The sequence below is a fragment of the Apibacter sp. ESL0432 genome (genome assembly GCF_019469225.1).
GTDB lineage: Bacteria > Bacteroidota > Bacteroidia > Flavobacteriales > Weeksellaceae > Apibacter.
The window spans coordinates 1-17,656 of record NZ_CP048266.1; the positions used below are offsets into that span (position 1 = coordinate 1).

Here is a 17,656-nt window from a genome sequence, read left to right on the forward strand (position 1 = left end):
ATTTGCTTCAATAGGCTTCTTGAAATTACTAAAAGATGATGAAATTTAAGTTATTGTATTGGATACTTTTTGTAAATCAGGTAATATTTGCGCAAACTATGATCTATGGTTATCTCAAAGGAGACCAGGATAAGCCTTTGGATCAGGCTGTCGTTAGCTTAGGTGAAGATCGTTTGATACAATCCAAATCCGATAGGGTAGGATATTTTCAATTTAAAGATGTAGCTGCCGGAACTTATCTAATCATCATTAATAGAGTAGGCTATGTGCCTTTAACTCTAACGGTAAAAGTTTTTCCTAAAGAAATGAGGAAAGATTTAGGAGTGATAAAATTAGAATATAATCCTTCTCAAGAGGATGAAGGTTTATTGACATTGATGGAAGATGATTTTTCGCCTGATGAAGAGAGTTCTCAATCAATGACCGGAATTGGGTTATTACAATCTTCTAAAGATGTGTTTTCTAAAACCGCCTCTTTTGAATTAGGATCTTACTGGATCAAAGTAAGGGGAATTGATAACAGTTATGCAAATATTATGTTTAATGGTATTCCAATGTCTAAAAATCATACAGGAAAACCTGATTTTGGAAATTGGGGTGGTTTAAATAATGTTATTAAATATCCTTACGAATTAGCAGAAAATAATACCATCTCTGATTATTCTTTCAGCAATTTGGGAGGAACAACTTATTACGATACACGTTCTTCTTCTTACAGGAAAGGATTTCAGCTAACCTATTCTTTTTCAAATCGTACGTATCAACATAGAATCATGACAACGTATTCCTCGGGAATGCTTCCGTCAGGATGGGCTTTCACTTTTTCAGGTTCCAGAAGATGGATGGAAGAAGGAGTAATTGATGGGACCTATAACAATTCATATGCGTACTTCGCATCTCTTGAGAAAAAAATTAATGATAACCACAGACTAAATCTTACTGCATTCGGTGCTCCTACAAGAAAAACAGGAATGAGTCCTAATACACAAGAAGTATATGACCTAAGAGGTAAGAATTATAATTCATATTGGGGCTGGCAAGATGGAGATAAAAGAAATGAAAGGGTAAAAAGAATTTTTGAGCCGATATTTATGTTAACTCATTACTGGAATTTAAGCGATAAAACAAAGATAACAACTACAGCCTCATATCAATTTGGATATAATAAAAGTTCCCGTCTAAATAGGTATGAAGCCGATAATCCATCTCCAACTTATTATAAAAATTTACCTAGTTACTGGCTTAGTCAGGAAAATGTGACGGAATATGAAAATTTTCTACATGCTTGGGAGACTAATGATCTCAACGTGACTCAACTCGATTGGGGATATTTATATAATACGAATTATCATGCTCCAACATATCAAGATCCCTACAGCGGGCAAATAGGCAGAAGGGCTTCCTATTTCCTGGTGGATGATGTTTATAAAGATAAAACCTTTAATGCTGCCACTCATTTGCATACTTTTTTGAGCGATAATTGGAAATTATTTCTCAATATAAATTATCAAAATTTAGTTTCAGATAATTATAGAGAGGTAAATGATTTATTGGGAGCAGATTTTGTCGTAAATGAAAGTTCATTTATAAAGGGTGATGGTTCCGGTTCATCTACCGATGATTATAACAGCTTAAAACCGGGTAGTGTGGCAAGGAAAGGCGAGAAAACGGAATATGATTACCGAATGTTCAGGCAGGAAATAACAGGAAATGCTACCTCAAGAGTAACGTTAAACCATTGGGAGATGGCAGTATCATTAGTATTCGGTTGGAATGAAGCCTATAGAGACGGAAAATTTAAACACGGATTATATCCGAATAATTCGTACGGAAAATCTAATAAAGCCAATTTTACAGAATTGGGTCTTAGAACAGGAATAACTTATAAGATTAATGGAAGAAATTTCATTATAGTAAACTCCGCCTATTTTGAGTCTTCACCAACTTTAAATGAAATATTTGTGAATTCCCGATTAAATAATGATATAACACCTCATATATCTAATCAAAGAATAAATACTAATGATTTAACATATATTTTAAGGTCTCCTTCTGTGAAAGCCAGGATTACCGGATATTATACAAAGATAAAAGATGCGGTAGAAATAACACGTTATTATGCTAAAGGAGTTAGTTTAGATGAAAGTGAAGACGCGTTTGTTTCAGAAGTTTTAGCAGGTGTTGAAAAAGAATATTTAGGGTCCGAAATAGGGTTGGAATGGAAATTAACACCATCTTTAACCCTCTCCGGTATAGCATCTGTAGGACAATATACATATAAAAATAATCCTAATTTGTACATACTTAGTGATAATTCACCGGGTGTACATGATTACGGATCTTCTTTCATTAAAAATTATAAGATTACCGGAACACCGCAAAAAGCATATGTTGTAGGAATTAAATATGATTCGCCAAACTATTGGTGGGTAGGAGTTAGTGGTAATTTTTTACAAGATAATTATTCGAATATATCTTCTCTATCAAGAACCAAAAATTTTATTATGAAAGATGATGCTTTTCCCTATGAGGGAGCTACTCAAGAAAATGTTAAATCAATTATAAAACAGAAGCAATTTCAAGATGTTTTTATGTTAAATGCTTCTTTGGGTAAATCTCTTAAAATGGGTAAATATTCCCTGGGTTTAAGTGCTTCGGTAAATAATATTTTAAATGAAAGAGGATATGTTACCGGATCATTTGAGCAAGGAAGATATTCCAATTATGAACAATTGGAAAAAGATAAATCGTTGGCCTATCCGCTTTTTGGCAATAAGCTTTTTTACGATAGAGGCAGATCGTATTTCATAAACGTTTCTTTTAGATTTTAAATTAATGCTGAAATAAACGATAAATTTTAAAATTGAAAAAATGATTAAAAATAGTGTACTATTTATATTTATATCTTGGTTTCTCTTGGCCTGTGTACATGATGATGATTATAAAAATCCGTCAGTAAATCAAGGTCGGCTAATGCAAGCAACTGTATACATTTCCGATCTTTTAAAAAAAGCTCCTGTTTTTACCGGAAAAAATGGTATAGAGGCACAAGCTTTTACAAATGGCGAAATTTTAGAGGGTTATGTTATTTCAACAGATCATGCCGGAAATATTTATAAAAATTTATTTTTAGTAACTGAAGACGGAACTCAAGGGATTGTACTCAGCATTAATAAATCCAGCTTATATACTTATTATCCGCTTGGGTCTAAACTATATATTAAATTAGATAATCTCTATTATGGAAAGCAAAACGGTATGGTTCAGATTGGTATGCTTCCCACACAGCCGGAAAAATATATTGTCGATCAAATATCCCCTTCAATTATGAAATCGAATATTATCTTGGGTAAAGATCAAAAAAATGAAGAAGAATTGGTTATTAAAAGAAATTCAGACGGTAAATTATTAACTGCTAGAGAGGTCAATAATAATGAAACATATTTGTGTACCTTGGTTGAAATTAGCAGAGTAGAATTTAATGAATCGGGTAAGACATTTGTAAGAAACAATTCAAGCACTGACAATCAGGTAAATACTATAAATCTCAATTATTTTACTGTACCTATAAGTAATTATGCTTCATTTGCGGGATATAAAATTCCCTATGGAGAGGGTAAATTGAGAGGAATTATGACCCGATATGATGGGATGTATAAAACCTATAGATTGAACCTGAGAACTATAGAAGATGTCAAAGATTTTCCACTTACTCAACCTTTTTTTATTGAAACTTTTAATAAGGTTTCAAATGTATCCGTAAGACCTAAAATAAATAATGCAAACGGTTTTGATAATTCTCAATCGGTCACCTATAGTGATCCTTATGGAAAAGCAGATATTAGAACTTCAGGAACTTCATTTCCTTCCCCTTTGGTATGGTTTCCGGCAAATACTAATGCTTCATTAATTATAGACCATATCAATACATCCGGTCATAAACAAATGGTTTTATCGTTTAAACTCAATGTAGGCATTTTTGATTCATTGGATATTGGCTTTGTGGATGATTTAATAGTGAAATGTAATGATGTTGAAGTGGAGCTGCCCCATATTGCTTTAGATATAAGCAACAATAAAAATACATTTTATACTGTGCGAATTCCTATTCCGGATGGTACTCAAAAAATTGAATTTTTTGGATCGGCAAGTAAAAATAAAAAAGGAATTAGGATTGATACGATACAATTGGAAGATTAATTATTGAAATGATGAGATTTAAATACATATATTCACTTATAATTATTGGATTGGTGGTTAAGGGATTTCTTATCTCCTGTGTTGATAATGATGACTATTCAACGCCCCCGATTCCTCCAAGCGGATTTTTTAAAGAAACTTTTAATAAGGTAACTAAAGTCAAGGGAGGAATAATTATTTCAAGTCCATGGCCTAAAATAACAGCGGTTACTAATTTTGATGGAGAAGCAAAAGGAGCAGTTTATTCGGATCCATTTAGACTGGCTGATATTAGAAAATTAAACGGATCCAGTGAAATTGCCAAGAAAGAATTTTTTATATGGTTTCCGGCAAACAAAGAATCGTCTTTAATCATAAGTAATATCCCATTAGGAAACCGAAAAAATATAGCCTTGAGATATAATTTCAATGCAAATATTTATAACTCAGATGATATTTCTAATACAAACAAGCTAAGAATTAGATTTAATGAGAAAGAGCTGACATTACCCGATATTGAACTTAATGCATTCAACAATAGAAACAAATACAAAGGCGTAATGATCAGAATTCCGGATGAAATTTTAAAAGAAATTTCAACCTTAGAATTGATTAGTGAAGCGGCAAGTAATGATAGAGGTTTTAGAGTTGATGATATTGAATTGGTTGAGAATTTTCCGAATTTTGAATAAAGGTAAATAATAAACAAACTGTTTTTTATAAGCTATTTTAATTGGAATAATTTTGTATATTTAGTTAGTTAATTCTTTAAAAATAGTATATGCAAAAAACAGCTTTAATTACCGGGGCTACTTCAGGTATAGGTCAAGCTACGGCGAAAATTTTCGCTGAAAAAGGAATCAACCTTATACTTTGTGGAAGAAGAAAAAGTAGATTGGACGATATAAAAAAAGAATTGGAAGATAAAGTGAAAATAACCACTCTTTCATTCGATGTTGGAAATAGAGAAGCGGTATTTTCTGCTATAGAAAGTTTGTCGGATCAAAACAAGAAAGATATAAATATATTAGTAAATTGTGCAGGAAATGCCCATGGATTAGACACATTTTTGGATTCTTCAATTGATGATTTTGATTCGATGATCGATTCGAATGTTAAAGGCCTTCTATATGTATCCAAAGCCGTCGTGCCTATTTTAGTTGCCAACAAAAGAGGACATATAATAAATATAAGTTCTATTGCAGGAAAGGAAACTTATCCAAAAGGAACGGTTTATTGTGCTACCAAACATGCCGTGGAAGCAATCAGTAAAGGAATGAGAATGGATTTATTAACTAAAGGGATAAAAGTTACCAATATTGCTCCGGGTGCTGTTGAAACTGAATTTTCCTTAGTTCGATTTAAAGGAGACCAAAAAAGAGCAGACTCTGTTTATCAGGGTTTTGAGCCTTTAGTTGCAGAAGATATAGCGGATGCTATCTATTATGCCGTTTCTAGACCCGACCATGTACAAATTGCGGATATGACCATATTTCCCAAAGCTCAAGCTTCCGGAACGTTATTTGACAGAAAATAATTATTTAGTTACTTATTTTCATACCAGATATTCCAGGCATGATCAGCTTGTAAATGGAGCATTTCCAATCCATTTTTAGTTTGTGAACCTGCTTTTTTTCCCAGCTGTAACAATTTAGTTTCTTCAGGATTGTATATCAAATCATAAATTAAATGTTCAGGGGTAAAAAAATGAGCGGGTACAGGGGGGCAATCTTCTATATTAGGATAAGTTCCTACCGGTGTTGTATTTATAATTAAATTGTGAGATGAAATTATTTCTTGGGTTAATGAGCTATAGGTATTTATTCCGTTTCGGGAGATGATTGTATAAGGTATGGAAAGATGGTGTAATATATATGCGACCGCTTGGGAAGCTCCACCGTTACCGAGAATTAAAGCCGATTGGTGATGAGGTTTTAATAAAGGAACTAATGAGTTTTTAAAACCGATTGCATCGGTATTATAACCTATCCTTTTTTTACCTTTAATTTTAACCGTATTAACAGCTCCAATTTTTTCAGCCTCCGGACTTAATTCATCTAGAAAATCTAGGATATCTTTTTTATAAGGAATGGTAACATTAAAACCGAGTAAATCCGGCGTGTTAAAGAGTTTTGAAATATCATTTTTGGAAGGAATATCAAATATTTTATAGGAAAAATCTTTTAATCCCATTAGTTTAAATTTTTCCGTGAAATAATTTTTGGAAAAAGAATAAGAAATATTTTTCCCTAATAAACCTAAAATCATATTTAATCAACTTGAAGTTACTAACAAATATATAAAAACCCGAGTTTATATTATACAAATTAAATAAAGATATGTATTTTTGCAGCGTTTAATCCTAATTGGATGTTTGTCGAACCAAGTAATCGAATATGAAAAAAATAATTATTATTATAATAATTTTGTTTTTATTACTTTCGTTGGGATTAATTATAATAGGCGTTCCTTATTACAAAAAATATTACAGCTCTAATGTTATACAGGAAAAGCTTATATATATTCCAACTCGAGCTAGTTACCATCAGGTAAAAAAAATGATAGCTCCTTATCTTAAAGACATCGAATCTTTTGACAAAGTAGCTTATGCCAAAAAATATCCGGATAAAATAAAAGCAGGAAGGTATAAATTAAATGTAGGCGAAAATAATAAAGATTTAATCAGGCGATTGTTATTAGGCAAGCAAGATGAAGTTCATTTAAGAATTAAATCATATGATGACATTTATGAATTAGCTTCCGATTTAGGTAAGAATTTAGAAGATGATTCTTTGCATTTTATAAATTATTTTAAAAAACAAGCATCATTAAAAGGATATAATGATGTGGAAGAACTGAAAATATATTTCACTCCTGAAACCTATTATATGGACTGGAACACTTCTCCGGAAAAATTATTTTCAAGATTTGAAACTATTCATAACCGTTTTTGGAATGAAAAAAGAAAAGCAGAAGCCGATAAATTAGGTTTGTCTGTTATAGAAGTTTATACCTTAGCTTCTATAGTTCAAAGGGAATATGTAAAAAAAGACGAACTGCCCATCATCGCCAGCTTATATCTTAATCGTCTAAAAAAAGATATGAAATTACAATCGGATCCTACCGTTCAGTATGCTGAAAGAAAAGTATATGGTTTTAAGGTTCAAGTTAAGAGAGTAAAAAATGTATCTATTGATTCTCCATACAATACCTATAAGTATAAAGGTTTACCTCCTTTACCTATATGTATTCCTAATGATTTTGTAGTCGATGCCGTTTTAAATCCGGCTACAACTGATTATTTGTATATGTGTGCCATAAGAAATACCGGCAGACATGCCTTTACCTCGAATCCGGCAGAGCATATGAAAAATGCCAGAGACTACATTGATTGGTTAAATTCGCTCAAAATAAACTAAAATAAATATTATGAAATTAAATTTACTGAGTAAATACAGAACCATATTGATGGGTTTTGCCATTTTATGGGTAATGTTTTACCATTCTCACGTGTATGTAGGTACATCAAATTTTTTAGAATTCTTTAAACGGATAGGCTACGGAGGAGTGGATATTTTTATATTAGTATCCGGTTTTGGTGTCTATTTTTCTATCCATAATGATGATTCAATAAGACATTTTTATAAAAAAAGAGCATTACGTATATTACCTTATTACTATCCAATTGTTATAGTAGTAACTATCGTAGCGATAAAATTGGGGATTTGGAAATCGGATGCTTTATTTTATAATTTAACTACTTTAGGATATTGGAGAAATGTGGGTTTAGGATATATATATGATTGGTATATTCCAGCACTTTTGTTTTTATATCTTTTAACGCCTTTATATTACAAATTTTTTAAAATAAATAAGACCGTGACTACCCTATGTGCTATAACAGCAGCTTATGTATTTAGCTATTCAACACATGGTACATATGAATATCTTTATAATTTAACATTTAGGATACCTCATTACGTTATAGGTTTTTGGTTAGCTGATTTTTTAATCAGAAATAAGGAATATGAATTTAATAAAATTACAATAGTTTTATTTGCATTAAGTTTAATAGTAGGAGTATGTCTTCTTTATTATTTTTATTATTACACTCCTTATTTTGAAGAATATGGAATTTATGTGGCTCCTTTTATTCTTATAACTTTGCCATTGTGTATGTTTTTATGTTATTTCTTTTCTTTGTTTAAGTCGTATAAATTTCCGATTCTTACATTTTTAGGAATACATAGCCTTACCTTATTTATATTTCATGAGAAAATTCTCTATTTTTTTCATCTGTTTTTGCCATCCAACATTGAAAATATATGTTCATTTATTGTAACATTTATTTTAGCGTATGTATGGCAAAAATTAGTTGACAATATTGTTAATAAGATAACCATCAAGAAAAAAATAACTATCTAATAGGAGAATTAGAAAATATCAAATAATTAAAGCATTTTTAAAGTATTAACTTCGAGGTCTGTGAGAATTCTCCAGTAACCTCGTTTTAATGCTTTTTTTGTTAATCCGGCAAACATTACCCGATCGAGCTTTTCTACCTCATATCCTAACCTTTCAAACATTCTTCGAATAATACGGTTCCACCCGATATGAATTTCAACTCCTACTTCGTTTTTTGGAGCTCCTTCAATGTAGGATATCTTGTCAACCTTAGCTATTCCCTCTTCAAATCGTAAACCTTCCAACAATTTACCAAAATCTTCAACCGAAACTTTTTTATTTAATGTGACATGATAAATCTTTTTAACTTCATGAGAAGGATGGGTTAATTTTTTAGTAAGATCTCCATCATTAGTTAAAAGAAGTACACCGGTAGTTTGCCTATCCAATCGGCCGACAGGATATAAACGATAAGGAGAAGCATTTGCGACTAAATCCAATACGGTCTTTCTGGCCTTTTCATCCTTAGTGGTTGAAATATAACCTTTGGGTTTATTCAAAAGTACGTATACATTTTTCTCAGGGCGAATATATCTTCCGTCAAAAAATACTTCATCGCCCGGTTGTACTTTATACCCAAATTCTGTAATAATTTTTCCGTTAACTTCAACAACTCCATTTTGAATAAATATATCCGCTTCTCTTCTGCTGCAAACGCCTGAATTTGCTATATATTTATTAAGTCTTGTTCCCTCATTTTCTTTGGGGGGTTTAGGTAATCTTTTTCTAAATGGAGCAGTTGATGCAAATCGTTTTTTATCCTCGAATTTATTTTTTTTACCGGCTTTATTTTCCTTTTTATCATTGGCTTTGAAATATTCTTTTTTATGAGACTTTTCATTTCTTCCAGAGCCTCTTCTGTCGTATGATTTATTATTTTTCATCTGTTACAAATCTATGTTAATATACCTTTATGATATATGTGAATATAAATGGGTAGAAAGCTGTTTTTAAACAAACTTCTTTAAAAGTGCAAAGTTAAGGGATTCCCATCAATAAATACTAGAGAAATAGTGCCTAAAAAAATCCAAAATTTGATCATAAATATTAATATTTGAATATATTGAGGTTTACTTAACCAGATAACCACAATCGAACAAACGCATAATAGGATGGTTAGTAAATAGTAAAGTCGTATTTCATAAAGATGAGGTTCGCAACTTAATTGAAATGAAATACCTAATAATAAACAAAATAATATATTTAATATAATTTTGGTAGGTATAATACCTAAAGTATTAGGCAAAGTATGGTAGTTAAATAGATGATCATATTTATAGGAGAGAAGATCTTTACAAATATCTTTGATGAATATGATAAAGAATAAAAATCCGGAAAGATATAAAATGTAAGAAGAAAAATTTTCATAAAATAAAAACAGTGCTAAAAAAGGAAAAAGCATAATTGCAGAATTAGTCAAATTATTGATAAAAACTATTCGACTGAGTTTATGGCTGTAAAACCAAATGATAAATTGATAGATTAGAAAAAAAATAAAAATACGATAAGATAACACTATGGCAATAGTTAAAGATATGAAATTGAAGAAAATGTAAAATCGTAAAGCTATTCCATTACTGATAAATCGTTGCAATATAGAAGTTATCGGCCTATATATCATATCTTTTTCCTGATCGTAAAAAAAATTTATTATATAACCGGCCATGGCACTTAGTGATGAGGATAAGACTATACCATGAAGCTTTATATTTTTTAAATTCTCAACAATATTTTTTTCATCACCAAATAAATAGATAGCAGAAATATACATGGCTAGAATTAGCATAATTACATTAAAAATTCTAACTCTAACCAAAAAAGAGAGGTTAATTAAAATTATTTTTTTTCCTGAAGAGTACATCCATTAAGGATATTAATCAGGTAAAAATACAAAAAAAATTAAGGGATTTATAATTAAAAACGGTATACGACTTCTTTTTTGTAATTTTTTAACATTTTTTCAGTAGCTTCATAATCCTGGGTAAAGCCTAATATATATCCGCCACCTCCGGATCCGCAAAGTTTCAAATAATAAGTATTAGTATCAATACCCTTTTTCCAAATTTTTAAAAATTTTCGAGGGATCATAGGGGTAAAATGATTTAAGGCCCACAGAGAAAGATGTTTCAAGTTTTGAAAAAAGGACCCCATATCTCTATTGAGGAAAGAATCTATGCAATTGTTGTTATATTTTATAAATTCTTCTTTTAATGTTTTTCTAAAACCTTCATTTTTAAGTTTTTCGAAAAATATCTGAACCATAGGTTCTGTTTCACCGGGCATACCGGAATTAATTAAAAAAACAGCTCCTTTTCCATCTTTGCTCTCAGTCAATCCGATTTTGTCAACATCTGCATTAGGCTGAATTAACAACGGGATATTCATATAACAGATAAGAGGGTCAATACCTGAACTTTTTCCGTGAAAAAAAGATTCCATTTGTCCTAAAACATTTTTTAAATCTTTTAAATCAGTTTTTAGAATCTTATCAGATGAAATTTTATTTACAGAATATTTATCGAAGATAGCAGCTACTAGAGCACCGGAGCTACCAACCCCATACCCTTGAGGAATATTAGAATCAAAGAACATTCCTTTTTCAATATCTTTTTCAAGCTGAGAAATATTAATCGAAAATTTTTCAGGTAATGATAAAGTTTTCAAATAATCTGCAAATTTATGCAATGATTTATTTGATTTTGATTCAATTTCATTAAGTTCTGATGAAAACTGTAAGGTTCCTTTGTAGGCATTGTAGGGTAAGGTTAACCCTCTTGAATTTTCAATAATTCCATATTCTCCAAAGAGTAAAATTTTTGCATAAAATAAAGGATGCTTCATATTTTAATATTCTTCAAAAAACGTTACAAATTTACACATTATATTAATTTTATAATTAAAATTTAACTAATATTTTTAAAAACCTTTGACAGTTTCTTATTTTAAAAATTACTTCAATCGAATGGCTTTATGAACAAAATAATATTACTGATAATGAATAATTTGACATAAATTTTTCAGTAACTAGAAGATTAACTTAATCGTATACAAATTTTTTGATATTGCATACGTATCAGTAATTTTTTTAGGTTTAGATATAATTGCTATTATTCATCTAATTAGCGAGTTACCTTGTTGTAGACGGTTTTTTAAATAAGAAGTTAAGTAGCTGTAATGTATGAGTAAAAATAAATTCAACAAATAACGGTATAAATATAAAATAAAGAATATTCTAAAAATCAATTGAATAATTTAAAATAAAATAAAAAAATCCCGGAATTCCGGGATTTTTTATTTTTATAAAGAAAAAATGTGATTGTTACATCATTCCCGGCATTCCTCCACCCATTGGTGGCATTGCAGGTTCATCTTTTTTAATATCAGTAATTACACATTCAGTAGTTAATAACATTCCGGCAACAGAAGCCGCATTTTCTAATGCAACACGAGTTACTTTAGTAGGGTCAATAATTCCGGCACTGAACATATTTTCGTATTGTTCAGATTTAGCATTGTAACCGAAATCATCTTTTCCTTCTTTAACTTTATTAACAACAACAGAACCTTCACCACCGGCATTAGCTACAATTTGACGAAGTGGTTCTTCAATAGCTCTTCTAACGATTTTGATACCGGTTTCTTCATCTTGATTAATACCTTTAAGAGATTCAATTCCGTTAATTGCGCGAACTAAAGCGACACCACCTCCGGCAACAAAACCTTCTTCAACAGCAGCACGAGTTGCATGTAATGCATCATCTACTCGGTCTTTTTTCTCTTTCATTTCAACTTCTGAAGCAGCACCTACATATAAAACAGCTACTCCTCCTGCTAATTTAGCAAGTCTTTCTTGAAGTTTTTCTTTATCGTAATCAGAAGTAGTATTTTCAATTTGAGCTTTAATTTGAGCTACTCTTTGTTTGATGTTTTCATCACTTCCAGCACCGTTAACGATGGTCGTGTTATCTTTATCAATTGATACTTTTTCAGCAGTACCTAACATTTCTAATGTTGCTCCTTCAAGAGTTAATCCTGCTTCTTCAGAAATAACGGTTCCTCCTGTTAAAATTGCGATATCTTCTAACATTGCTTTTCTTCTGTCTCCAAATCCCGGTGCTTTAACAGCAGCAATTTTTAAAGACCCTCTTAACTTATTTACTACTAAAGTAGCCAATGCTTCACCATCTACTTCTTCAGAAATAATAAGTAAAGATTTACCATGTTGAGCAACCGGTTCTAATACAGGAAGTAAATCTTTCATGCTGGATATTTTTTTATCGCATAATAAAATATATGGATTTTCCAGCTCAGTGATCATTTTATCTGTATTAGTTACAAAGTAAGGAGATTGGTATCCTCTGTCAAATTGCATACCTTCTACTACGTCTACGTAAGTATCTGTACCTTTAGCTTCTTCCACAGTGATAACACCTTCTTTTCCTACTTTACCAAAAGCTTCAGCAATAAGTGAACCGATAGTATCATCGTTATTTGCAGAAATTGATGCAACTTGTTTGATCTTTTCTGAATCAGAACCAACTTCTTGAGATTGTTTTTTTAATTCTTCAACAACAGCAGCTACTGCTTTATCAATCCCTCTTTTTAAATCCATTGGATTTGCACCCGCAGCTACATTTTTTAATCCTTCTCTTACAATAGCTTGTGCCAATACAGTTGCTGTAGTTGTTCCATCACCGGCAACATCATTGGTTTTAGAAGCAACTTCTTTAACCATTTGAGCTCCTAAATTTTCAATAGGCTCTTCTAATTCAATTTCTTTTGCAACAGTAACACCATCTTTAGTTACATGAGGAGCTCCGAAAGATTTTTGTATAACTACATTTCTTCCTTTAGGTCCTAAAGTAACTTTAACAGCGTCAGCTAAAGCGTCTACCCCTTTTTTAAGGGCATCTCTAGATTCAATATTAAATTTTATATCTTTTGCCATTTTAATTTTTTTAAGATTTGAGTATTTGGTTTAATTAAACAATTGCTAAAATATCAGACTCTCTCATTATAAGATAATCCTTTCCATTAAGTTTTAGTTCAGTTCCGGAATATTTACCATATAAAACTTTATCACCAACTTTAACAGTTAACGGTTCGTCTTTTTTTCCGGCTCCTACTGCAACTATAACCCCTTCTTGTGGTTTTTCTTTAGCACTATCAGGGATAATGATTCCTGAAGCTGTTTTTGTTTCAGCAGCTGCCGGCTCTACTACTACACGGTCAGCCAATGGTTTAATTGATAGTTCTGACATATCTATTATTTTTAATTTTTATATTATTTTTTTAAACTAATTGGTAATACCCTTTTCTTTTTTCTAAAAATATGCCAAATAAAAGTTTTATGACAAAAAGAAAGTAAACGCGTCAAGGTGTCAGATGACTTATATATATTGTTTAAGTGGGGTATTTATTTTTATAAATAAGTATCTGTAATACAGTACTATAAGTTTAAAATACGTTTAAAAAGTTAAGTGTAAATGAAAAAACCTTTGATAAAATAAAAATATCAAAGGTCTATAATGAAATATAGATAATTTAAAATTAAACTATATTATTTTTTATTTTTTTAACACTAAAAGATAAACTGATGTAATAAATCCCTAAAAACAACATAGATATGCTAACCCATATTAGCAAAGCGGCTAATCCGATTGGAGGGAATACCACTATTACAAATGAAAGGATAACTTCCAGTATGCCTAAAGTTAATAACCATCCCCAATTACTTAACCCCATGTTCTTAATATCAAACGAGTGGCCAATTAAACTAACTCCTTTAAATAACAGCCAGAAGCCAATAAAGAAAGATAAGATTCCCATTTGAGTAAATATATTGGAGGATATTAATATAATCCCTACCAATAAATCTAAAATACCACCGGCCAAATACCATCCCCAATTGCTGGTATGAGTATTACTTAATGAAAAAACAATTTCAAAAATACCAAAAACCAGAAAAGAGACAGAAAAAAATGTTGTTAAGAAAATTAGTGATGGAGTAGGAGACACCATTACTATAATACCTGCTAAAATGAACAATATGCCTAAAAGGAGCATAATCCACCAATTTTTTATAAATGATTTCATATAAATTTTATGTAATTATTAGGATAAGATAATTTCAAAAATAATGCCATGAAATTGTTATATACAAATGGAATAAAGGTTGATAAGTGCTCATATAATAAGTGTAACTATTAAATTTTTATTTTTTTAATTAGGTATTATTATTGTAGATTGTCAACTAAAAAAGAGAATAATTTCAAATTGAAAAATAAATTAGATCTATTACAGCTAATCGAAGAAGCAAAAAATTCCAGGCAACAGGCTCAAAGTAAAATAGTAAATTTATTTTGGAGTGATATTAAGTCCTATATTTTTTCTTTAGTGAAAGATGAAAATTATTCAGAAGAGCTCACTGTTGAAACCTTTACAAAAGTTTTAAGTAAGTTAAATTTATACAATTCTGATTTTGATTTTAGAACTTGGGTTACTTCCATTGCACATAATTCAGCCATAGATTTTTTAAGAAAAAAAAATAAGGATAAAAATAAATTTTTAGACGATGACTATCAACAGCCAAGAGATTGGGAACCATCGCCTGAGCAGTTGTTTATTGATAAACAAAATTTAGAAGCATTTGAAAAAAGATTAAATAATCTTCCTGAAAATTATCGAAAATTAATTTATTCACGATATGTAGAAGGTAAAAAGCTTAAAGATATAGTTGAAGAAACTGGTTTATCTTTAGCTAATGTAAAAGTAAGCTTGATGAGAGCACGTAAGCTTTTATCTTAAAAAAGATTTACTTTAATTACCTGACAAATACTAAACTTTTTTCTGTAGATAATTGATCTGAATATTCATAGCCGTCCTCATTATACGTCTTGATATCCTCCCAATGGGTGATAGAGTTTTCAGCGCACCAACGAGTCATCTTTCCACGGGCATTTTTAAAATACATCATAATGCTTTTTAAAGATCCATTTTTATAATCTTTAAATTCAATATCCATAACTTGACCTTTCAACTTTTTTAGGTCAATTACTTTAAAATATTCTTTACTCGCAAGGTTTAGTATAGGTTCATCATTTTCAAGTAAGTTATTCAAATAAGTATTCAATATATCTTTCCAAAACCCATATAAATCGTTGGCTTGTTCGGTTTTAAGTTTTTTTCCCATTTCCAATCGATATAACATAATATCATCTGAAGGATGAAGCAAACCGTAAAGGCCTGAAAAAATTAATAAATTTTTTTGTAAATAATCTAAGGCGGATTTGGATAAGGATTCGGCATCTAGCCCTCTGTAAACTTCTCCTTTAAATGCAAAAATTGCCTGTAAGCACTCCTTTTTTAAAGGATTGGGAGTCCATTTCTGAATTCGTTCCCAATTTTCTTCGGACAATTTTGATGAGATATTCAATAGATTTTCTAAATCAGATGGAGAATATTCCTTTAAAACATGTTGTAATTTTTTACTATAATCAATGAATTCGGGTTGAGTGTGTTGATTCCAGCTTGAATTGGTTTCCAAACTCATAATTTTTGCCGGAGAAAGAAGTATTTTCATTTAAAATTTATTAGCGATGTAGCTAAGTTATTAAAAAAGATTGAAGTTTAAACGTTGAATTTAACTTTTTTAAATACGAAAGGTTAGGAATTAATCCTAACCTTTGAAAAAAATTATATATATTTTTTATATTTCAAAATCAGAATTTACATCTAATTTTTGAGCAATAATCTTGTTTATTTTATTTTTCAAATAAGGAATGGAAACAGATTCCATTACATCCGCACAGAATGCGAACATAAGTAAAGCTTTAGCTTCTTTCTCATGTATTCCCCTTTGTTTCATATAAAACAAGGCATCATCATCAAGTTGACCTACGGTACATCCATGGGAACATTTCACGTCGTCTGCAAAAATTTCTAACTGAGGTTTCGTATCGATGCTCGAATTTTCAGATAGCAAAATATTATTATTTTGCTGGAAAGCATTCGTTTTTTGAGCTATTTTATTTACTTTAATTTTTCCGTTAAATATGCCATGTGCAGAATCTTGATATATCCCTCTATAAAGTTCATGGCTTTCACAATTAGGTTGGTTATGTTTTACAAGTGTATGATTTCCCACTTCTTGTCCATCTCCTATAAGGGTAACCCCTTTTAATGTTGAATTGATATTTTCTCCTTTGTGATCAAAAGATAATTCATTACGAACCGTTTTGCCGCCAAAAGAAAAAGTATGCACAAAGGCGTTGCTGTCTTTTTCTTGTTCAATATAGGTAGAGTCTATTAAACAAGAGGAATGTTTATCATCCTGAATTTTATAAAGGCTGAAATTCGTATTTTTTCCAACAACTATTTCTGTAACTATATTATGGAAGAAGTCCAATTCAGAAAGCGTATGAATTCTTTCAGAAATTTGAATTTGAGACTGATCTTCAATGACAAATAAATTACGAAGGTTGCTAATGGCCTTATATTCTTGTTTTGAGCTTATATAGATTAATTCAATTAACTGATTCTCTATTGTATGTTTAGGTACATAAATAAAAATTCCTTCTTGATATGATGCCGTATTTAATACGTTAAAATAATTCTCATTATTAGAAATGGAATTTAGCTTAGAGAGAATAATTGTTTGATACGTTTCATTTTTTAAAGCTTCAGAAAAAGGAAGCACTTTCCATGAATCCTGTGGATAATTGGAATACATTGGTGAAATGATTCCATCAATCAAAACTATTTTAAAAGAAGTCGATTCATTACCTAAAATACTCTCTATAATCTTTTTAGAAACAGGATTATTCTTTGCAGTTTCATAAGTTTCCGGATTAAAATCTGCTATTTTTGAAAATTTCCAATCTTCATTTTTTGAGGTTGGAAGACTGCTATTCTCTAATGTTTGTTGAGCTTGTTTTATAATTTTTACTAATTCTGTATGTTGTGGAATGTTCATTTTACTAATTTTAGTTAAGAGGATGACTGATTGGCGAAT

General features: G+C 30.5%; 16 protein-coding genes. 7 read left to right on the top strand and 9 right to left on the bottom strand.

The window, feature by feature from the left end; translation table 11 throughout:
* The first annotated feature begins 35 nt into the window (after positions 1-35).
* The 4 genes from GYM73_RS00005 to GYM73_RS00020 all read left to right on the top strand — a co-directional run bounded on the left by GYM73_RS00005 (position 36) and on the right by GYM73_RS00020 (position 5,716).
* Positions 36-2,831 carry a hypothetical protein gene (locus GYM73_RS00005; protein WP_220233742.1) on the top strand — a complete coding sequence of 932 codons (2,796 nt, stop codon included), beginning with the start codon at positions 36-38 and terminating at the stop codon, positions 2,829-2,831.
* 40 nt (positions 2,832-2,871) lie between these two features.
* Positions 2,872-4,200: a DUF5689 domain-containing protein gene (locus tag GYM73_RS00010; protein WP_220233743.1), complete on the top strand. Its 1,329-nt coding sequence runs from the start codon at positions 2,872-2,874 to the stop codon at positions 4,198-4,200.
* An 11-nt stretch (positions 4,201-4,211) separates the two neighbouring features.
* The gene (locus GYM73_RS00015) at positions 4,212-4,871 is read left to right on the top strand and encodes a hypothetical protein (RefSeq protein ID WP_220233744.1); all 660 of its coding nucleotides are present in this window, start codon (positions 4,212-4,214) and stop codon (positions 4,869-4,871) included.
* Positions 4,872-4,960: 89 nt separating this feature from the next.
* Positions 4,961-5,716, top strand: a complete 756-nt coding sequence (locus GYM73_RS00020; RefSeq protein WP_220233745.1) for an SDR family NAD(P)-dependent oxidoreductase — start codon at positions 4,961-4,963, stop codon at positions 5,714-5,716.
* 8 nt (positions 5,717-5,724) lie between these two features.
* Here the strand turns inward: GYM73_RS00020 and GYM73_RS00025 are convergent, their stop codons facing one another.
* Positions 5,725-6,447, bottom strand: coding sequence for a shikimate dehydrogenase (locus tag GYM73_RS00025; protein ID WP_220233746.1), 723 nt, complete (start codon positions 6,445-6,447; stop codon positions 5,725-5,727).
* Positions 6,448-6,575: 128 nt separating this feature from the next.
* Between GYM73_RS00025 and mltG the strand changes: the two genes are divergently transcribed.
* Complete coding sequence (gene mltG / locus GYM73_RS00030) at positions 6,576-7,598, top strand: endolytic transglycosylase MltG (protein ID WP_220233747.1); 1,023 nt, start codon at positions 6,576-6,578, stop codon at positions 7,596-7,598.
* A gap of 10 nt (positions 7,599-7,608) precedes the next feature.
* Entirely contained in the window at positions 7,609-8,604 is a 996-nt protein-coding gene (locus GYM73_RS00035) for an acyltransferase (protein ID WP_220233748.1), read from the top strand.
* A gap of 26 nt (positions 8,605-8,630) precedes the next feature.
* Here the strand turns inward: GYM73_RS00035 and GYM73_RS00040 are convergent, their stop codons facing one another.
* From GYM73_RS00040 to GYM73_RS00065, 6 genes are all read right to left on the bottom strand, one after another.
* On the bottom strand, positions 8,631-9,527 hold the full coding sequence (locus GYM73_RS00040) for a pseudouridine synthase (protein WP_220233749.1): 897 nt from the start codon (positions 9,525-9,527) through the stop codon (positions 8,631-8,633).
* A gap of 80 nt (positions 9,528-9,607) precedes the next feature.
* The gene (locus GYM73_RS00045) at positions 9,608-10,504 is read right to left on the bottom strand and encodes a UbiA family prenyltransferase (protein WP_166005111.1); all 897 of its coding nucleotides are present in this window, start codon (positions 10,502-10,504) and stop codon (positions 9,608-9,610) included.
* Between the two features lie 53 nt (positions 10,505-10,557).
* Positions 10,558-11,484 carry a mevalonate kinase gene (locus tag GYM73_RS00050; protein WP_160542569.1) on the bottom strand — a complete coding sequence of 309 codons (927 nt, stop codon included), beginning with the start codon at positions 11,482-11,484 and terminating at the stop codon, positions 10,558-10,560.
* A gap of 478 nt (positions 11,485-11,962) precedes the next feature.
* A complete protein-coding gene (gene groL / locus GYM73_RS00055; RefSeq protein WP_105296415.1) occupies positions 11,963-13,591 on the bottom strand; it encodes a chaperonin GroEL in 1,629 nt (542 codons plus the stop codon).
* Positions 13,592-13,625: 34 nt separating this feature from the next.
* Complete coding sequence (gene groES, locus GYM73_RS00060; RefSeq protein ID WP_055426187.1) at positions 13,626-13,904, bottom strand: co-chaperone GroES; 279 nt, start codon at positions 13,902-13,904, stop codon at positions 13,626-13,628.
* Between the two features lie 289 nt (positions 13,905-14,193).
* Positions 14,194-14,739 carry an HdeD family acid-resistance protein gene (locus GYM73_RS00065; RefSeq protein ID WP_105296414.1) on the bottom strand — a complete coding sequence of 182 codons (546 nt, stop codon included), beginning with the start codon at positions 14,737-14,739 and terminating at the stop codon, positions 14,194-14,196.
* Between the two features lie 180 nt (positions 14,740-14,919).
* Between GYM73_RS00065 and GYM73_RS00070 the strand changes: the two genes are divergently transcribed.
* Positions 14,920-15,450, top strand: coding sequence for an RNA polymerase sigma factor (locus GYM73_RS00070; protein ID WP_158254190.1), 531 nt, complete (start codon positions 14,920-14,922; stop codon positions 15,448-15,450).
* A gap of 16 nt (positions 15,451-15,466) precedes the next feature.
* Here the strand turns inward: GYM73_RS00070 and yaaA are convergent, their stop codons facing one another.
* Both yaaA and sufD read right to left on the bottom strand, forming a co-directional pair.
* On the bottom strand, positions 15,467-16,225 hold the full coding sequence (gene yaaA, locus GYM73_RS00075; protein ID WP_220233750.1) for a peroxide stress protein YaaA: 759 nt from the start codon (positions 16,223-16,225) through the stop codon (positions 15,467-15,469).
* 126 nt (positions 16,226-16,351) lie between these two features.
* Positions 16,352-17,617, bottom strand: coding sequence for a Fe-S cluster assembly protein SufD (sufD, locus tag GYM73_RS00080; protein ID WP_220233751.1), 1,266 nt, complete (start codon positions 17,615-17,617; stop codon positions 16,352-16,354).
* Positions 17,618-17,656: the final 39 nt, after the last annotated feature.